Origin of the sequence: Microbacterium sp. UBA3394 (genome assembly GCF_002358725.1) — a bacterium.
Taxonomy (GTDB): domain Bacteria; phylum Actinomycetota; class Actinomycetes; order Actinomycetales; family Microbacteriaceae; genus Microbacterium; species Microbacterium luteum.
Map to the genome: position 1 here is coordinate 1 of NZ_DEPK01000019.1, position 5,455 is coordinate 5,455.

5 protein-coding genes are annotated in these 5,455 nt (G+C 71.8%); 3 read left to right on the forward strand and 2 right to left on the reverse strand.

The features are described 5' to 3' along the window. Positions 1-574, forward strand: a 574-nt coding sequence (locus tag B4E30_RS00750; protein ID WP_286793080.1) for an STAS domain-containing protein, incomplete at its 5' end; no start/stop codon positions are given. A 10-nt stretch (positions 575-584) separates the two neighbouring features. Continuing rightward, entirely contained in the window at positions 585-1,772 is a 1,188-nt protein-coding gene (locus tag B4E30_RS00755) for an ROK family transcriptional regulator (protein WP_286793081.1), read from the forward strand. A gap of 6 nt (positions 1,773-1,778) precedes the next feature. Here the strand turns inward: B4E30_RS00755 and B4E30_RS00760 are convergent, their stop codons facing one another. Next, positions 1,779-3,182, reverse strand: coding sequence for a chromate transporter (locus B4E30_RS00760; protein WP_286793082.1), 1,404 nt, complete (start codon positions 3,180-3,182; stop codon positions 1,779-1,781). 205 nt (positions 3,183-3,387) lie between these two features. Between B4E30_RS00760 and B4E30_RS00765 the strand changes: the two genes are divergently transcribed. Beyond that, positions 3,388-4,530, forward strand: a complete 1,143-nt coding sequence (locus tag B4E30_RS00765; protein ID WP_286793083.1) for a PQQ-dependent sugar dehydrogenase — start codon at positions 3,388-3,390, stop codon at positions 4,528-4,530. Between the two features lie 67 nt (positions 4,531-4,597). On the opposite strand, the gene B4E30_RS00770 is transcribed toward B4E30_RS00765, so the two are convergent. Next, positions 4,598-5,455, reverse strand: an 858-nt coding sequence (locus tag B4E30_RS00770; RefSeq protein ID WP_286793084.1) for a catalase, incomplete at its 5' end; no start/stop codon positions are given.

Sequence of the window (5,455 nt, forward strand, 5' to 3'; positions counted from 1 at the left end):
GTTCCTGCTCATCCTCGTCGTGGGTCTCGGCGACATCGTGGGACTCATCCCGATGGCGGCGCTCGTGGCCGTGATGGTGATGGTCTCGGTCGCGACCTTCGACTGGCACTCCATCCGCCCGGGCACCCTCAAGCGCATGCCGATCGGCGAGACGATCGTGATGGTCGCCACCGTCGTCGCCGTCGTCATCACCCACAACCTCGCGATCGGTGTCGTGCTGGGGGTCGTCGTCGCGATGGTGATCTTCGCGCGGCGCGTGTCGCACTTCACCACCGTGACGCGCACCGTCGACCGGGATGCCGAGGTGCCGACCGCGCACTACCGCGTGGACGGGGAGCTGTTCTTCGCCTCGTCGAACGACCTGACGACGCAGTTCGAGTACGCCGACGACCCCGACGAGGTCGTCATCGACATGTCGCGCTCGCACGTGTGGGACGCCTCCACCGTCGCCGCCCTGGATGCGATCGTGACGAAGTACGAGAACCACGGCAAGAGGGTCGTGATCGACGGCATGAACGAGTCGAGTTCCGCGATGCACGCGCGCCTCACCGGCAACCTCGGCGGCGAGGGCTGAGCGCCCGACCGTGAGCGGTCCCGGCACGGAGGGTGAGGAGCGGACGATCCCGGGTCGTCACGCCCGCGCCGCGCTGCGCCTGCTGAGGGACGAGGGGCCGCTGTCGCGGATCGCGCTCGCCGAACGCCTCAGGCTGTCGCCGACGACGATCACGCACACCGTCAATCCGCTGCTGGCCGCGGGGTGGCTCGAAGAGCTCGACACCACCGGCGCGCACGAGCGCCGCGGTCGCCCCGCCGTCGCGCTGCGCGGTGTTCCCGAGGCGGTGACCGTCGCCGGCATCCAGCTGGGTGTCGGGATGATCCGCGCCGGCCTCGCAGACGGCCTCGCCCGCGTGCGCGGCGTGCGCGTCGCGGAGTTCGATCCGCGGATGCCCGTCGAGGACGTCCTCGCTCTCGCGGCAGCCGAGGTGCGCGCCGTCATCGCCGACGACCGGGGCGCACCGCCCTCGTCGGTGGGCGTGGCCGCCCCCGGCGCCGTCGACGAGACGGGTCGCGTGAACACCCTCGCCGTCAACCTGGGCTGGCGCGAGGTCGCGATCGCCGACGTGCTCGAACGCGAACTCGGCGCCCCCGTGCACGCGGAGCACAACGTGCGCGCGATGGCCCTCGCCGAGGCGCACTACGCGGACGTCCCGCCATCGGGTCGGCACCGGGCGAGCAGCCTCGCCTATGTCTACCTCCGCAAGCGCCTCGGACTCGGCCTCGTCATGCACGGCTCGGTCTCCCGAGGGGGAGCCCACGGGGTCAGCGAACTGGGCCACATCCAGGTCGACCCGTCCGGGCCGCGGTGCCCGTGCGGCAATCGCGGGTGCCTCGAGACGCTGACCTCGACGGTGCACCTGCGTGCTCGGCTCGAAGCCGCCGGGGCGGATCTCACCGGAGTGGACGATCTCGACATCCTCACCGTCGTCGACGCGGCGCGGGGAACGCCCGTCCACGACGAATTCATCGGTCGCATGGCCCAGGGCCTGTCCATCGTGGCGAACCTCACCGGGCCGGATGCGATCGTGCTCGGCGGTTCGTTCGCGGCAGCTCCGGATCGCCTCTTCGACGACCTCGCCGTGGCGACCGCCGCGGCCACCTTCCCGCTCGTGCGCCCCTCGGTGGTGATCCGCCGCGCCCGGCTCGTCGAGGGCGGTGTCGCGGGTGCCGCGGCGGTCGCGCTCGATGCGACGGTCTACGGCGCGCCCGCCTGACGCGTCTCAGACCAGCGACAGGAGCGCGAGCGACGCGCCGCCGAACACGAGGATCAGCACGATGTCCGGCACCTTCGCCACGCGGTGGATGACGGGCACGAGGAGCGCGAACAGCACGCTGCCGACGACCGCCCACACCGGGGGCACACCGGCGCCCTCGGCGATGTCGGCGCTCGCGTGCAGCAGCGACACGGACGTCGAAGCGAGCAGGCCGCAGATGACCGGGAGGATGTAGGCCGCGATGTTCCGCACGAAGATCGAGTCGCGCGCGCGGTCGTAGCCGGCCAGGAGCATCAGAGCGATGGCGCAGCAGCTTCCGACGGTGAGCAGGAGCGCGGCCGCGGCGAGCGCGACGCCGGCGATCACCGATCCGGACTCGAGCCCCACCGTGTACGAGACGCCCGCGGCGATCTTCACGAGGATGGGACCGGGCAGCGCGTTCGCGACGGGAACGATCTGGCCGTAGAAGACCGACGAGTCGACGATGCCCGAGGCGACGAAGAAGCCGTCGGCCACGCCGACGTAGGCCTCACCGCCGCCGAACGACGACACGGTCGAGACGAGGATGAGCCCGAGGAATCCGGCGGTCTCGATACCCGGCACCGCGATGAGGGCGAGGCCCGCACCCACGACCACGAGCGCCGACACGAGCGCGGCGGCACGCATGGCGCCTCGCCCGCCGCCCGGGGCCGTCGCGGCCGGTCCGGCTGCCGCGCGCGAGGATCCCCGCACCATCTGCCCGACGGTGACCACCGCGATGCCGCCGAGCGCGGCCAGGACGAGCCCGAGCGCCGACAGCTCCGGGAGCATCCAGCCCTGCTCGGCGTCGGCGAGGTCGTGGCCGAGCGTGACGGTCTTGCCCGCGCCGGAGAGCAGGAAGGCGAGCACCGCGATGATCGACGGCACCGGGCGCAGCCGGCCGCCCGGGGCGAGCACCTTCACGACGTAGTGGGCGAGCAGGTAGAGGATGAAGGCCGAGATGCCGAGAGACGCCGCCTCGATGACCGACACCGCGCCCGGCCCGAGCGCCGAGAAGAGGGCCAGCAGCGCGACGGTGGCCGCCGTGCCGGGGAGGGCGACAGCGAGCGCTCCGGCGAGGGCCGCGATCGACCCGTTCAGCTGCAGTCCCGACAGCGCCGCGAGCTTCGGCGGGAGCGCACCCGGCGTGATGTTGGCGATGACGGTGTCGGTGACGAACTCGTGCTCCTCGAGCCGTCTGCCGCCGACGAGCTCTTTCTCCATCACGGGGATGAGGGCGCTGCCGCCGCCGAAGCCGATGACGCCGACCTTGAGCATCGCACCGAGGTGCCGCCAACGGCCCATCCGTCGGGCGGGACGGGCGGCGCGGGCTGGTGCGGTGGCGGCGGACAGGGCGGGCTCCTGGATCGGTGGGTAGGTCCAGTGTCGCATTATTTTGGATATTGGAATAATTGTCTCGGCGGTCTGCCACGACGGGAGGGCGTCAACAACACAGGAGATCCACGCCGATCCGAGGCTCGAGGGGCGATTTCGGGCGGCGCCGCACAGGATCTCCTGTCATGTTCACGGCGGCCCGTGCAGGGCCGGAACCGGCTTAGGGTGGTGCTCCAATGGCGGCCGACGACGGAGGTGCAGCGTGGCGAGGACGAGGCGAGCGGGCGCGGTCCTCCTCGCGATGGTCACCGGGTGGTCACTGAGCGCCTGCACCGCGCAGCAGCCCGCTCCGGCGACGCCGCAGACGTCGGTGACGTCGGCTCCGACCGCCGCGGCGGTGCCGACGCCCACCGACGAGGGAAGGCTCGTGCCCGACGGCTCGGTCGAGACGGTGGCCACGGACCTCGCCGCACCCTGGTCGATCGCGTTCACCGCCGACGGAACGCCCCTCGTGTCCGAGCGCGACACCGGCCGCATCCTCGAGGTGGTCCCCGACGGCTCGACGCGGGAGATCGGCACGGTCGCCGGCGTCGCAGCAGCCGGGGAGGGTGGCCTGCTCGGACTGGCCGTCGACGACCTGGATCGGCTCTACGCCTACTCCACCGGGTCGAGCGAGAACCGTATCGATCGATTCGCCGTCACCGGGGCGCCGGGCTCCCTCGCGCTCGGCGACCCCGAGACCGTGCTCGACGGGATTCCCGCCGCGCGCATCCACAACGGCGGGCGACTCGCCTTCGGACCGGACGGCATGCTCTACGCGACCACCGGTGACGCCGACCAGCGGCCGTCGGCGCAGAACGTCGACAGCCTCGCGGGGAAGATCCTGCGCATGACGCCGGACGGCGACCCGCCGGCCGACAATCCCTTCGAGGGCTCGCTCGTCTACAGCTTCGGGCACCGCAACCCGCAGGGCATCGGATGGGCCGAGGACGGGACGATGTTCGCCAGCGAGTTCGGACAGGACACGTGGGACGAGCTGAACATCATCGTTCCGGGCGGGAACTACGGGTGGCCGGAGGCGGAGGGCACCGGCGGGGCGGAGCGCGGCTTCATCGATCCCGTGCAGCAGTGGAACCCCGACGAGGCGAGCCCGAGCGGGCTGGCCGTCACCGGCGGCACCGTCTTCGTCACCGGGCTGGGTGGCGCGCGGTTGTTCACCATCGACGCTTCCGCCCCCGAGACGTCCGAGCAGCTCCTTCGCGACGAGTACGGACGCATCCGCGACGTGACCGTCGCACCCGATGGCACCCTGTGGGTGCTCACGAACAACACCGACGGCCGCGGCTCCCCGCGGGAGGGCGACGACCGCATCCTCTCCCTGCCCCTCACGCGTACGGGCGATTGAGGGGCCGACCGGCGGACACACGGAAGCCCGGCCGCGGCGAGCGCGACCGGGCTTCCGTGATGCCGGCTCAGCGGCCGGCGTGCGTGTTCGGCTCCACCAGCGGCTGGTCGGCGTCGTCCTGCGCGGCGCCGGGCTGGGCTCCGGGCGCGCCCAGGTCGGCGCCGTCGCGCACGAGCTTCTCGATCTCGGCTCCGGTGGCCGCATCGACGTTCTTCCAGTACTGGAAGGCCCGCTCGAGCACGTCGCCGGTCACGCCGCCGAGCAGGTGTCCGGCCACGGTCTTCACGAACGCGGCGCGCTGCTCGTCGTTCCAGACGTCGCGCACGAGCGCGCCCGCCTGGGAGAAGTCGTCGTCATCCGGGCGCAGCGTGTACGCCTGCCGCACCATCGCACCGTCGGCCTCCCAGCCGGGGTCGACCTCGCCGACGTTGTCGGCGTAGCCGCGGCCGAAGGAGTTCGGGGCGTAGACCGGGTCGTCGCCACGGTGCTCGTAGGCCATCGGCCCGTCCTGCGTGTAGGTGTTGACCTCGACGCGCGGGCGGTTCACCGGCAGCTGCAGGTAGTTGGCGCCGATGCGGTGCCGGTGCGTGTCGGAGTAGGCGAACGCCCGGCCGAGCAGCATCTTGTCGGGCGAGAAGCCGATGCCCGGCACCAGCGCGGACGGCTCGAACGCGGCCTGCTCGATCTGGGCGAAGAAGTTCTCCGGGTTGCGGTTCAGCGTCATCGTGCCGACGGGGATGAGCGGATAGTCCTCGTGCGGCCACACCTTGGTGAGGTCGAACGGGTTGATGCGGTAGGTCTTGGCGTCTTCGTACGGCATGACCTGCACCGACAGCGTCCACGACGGGAACTCGCCCCGGTCGATCGCGTCGTAGAGGTCGCGGCGGTGGAAGTCCGCATCCTCTCCGGCGATGCGCGTGGCGTC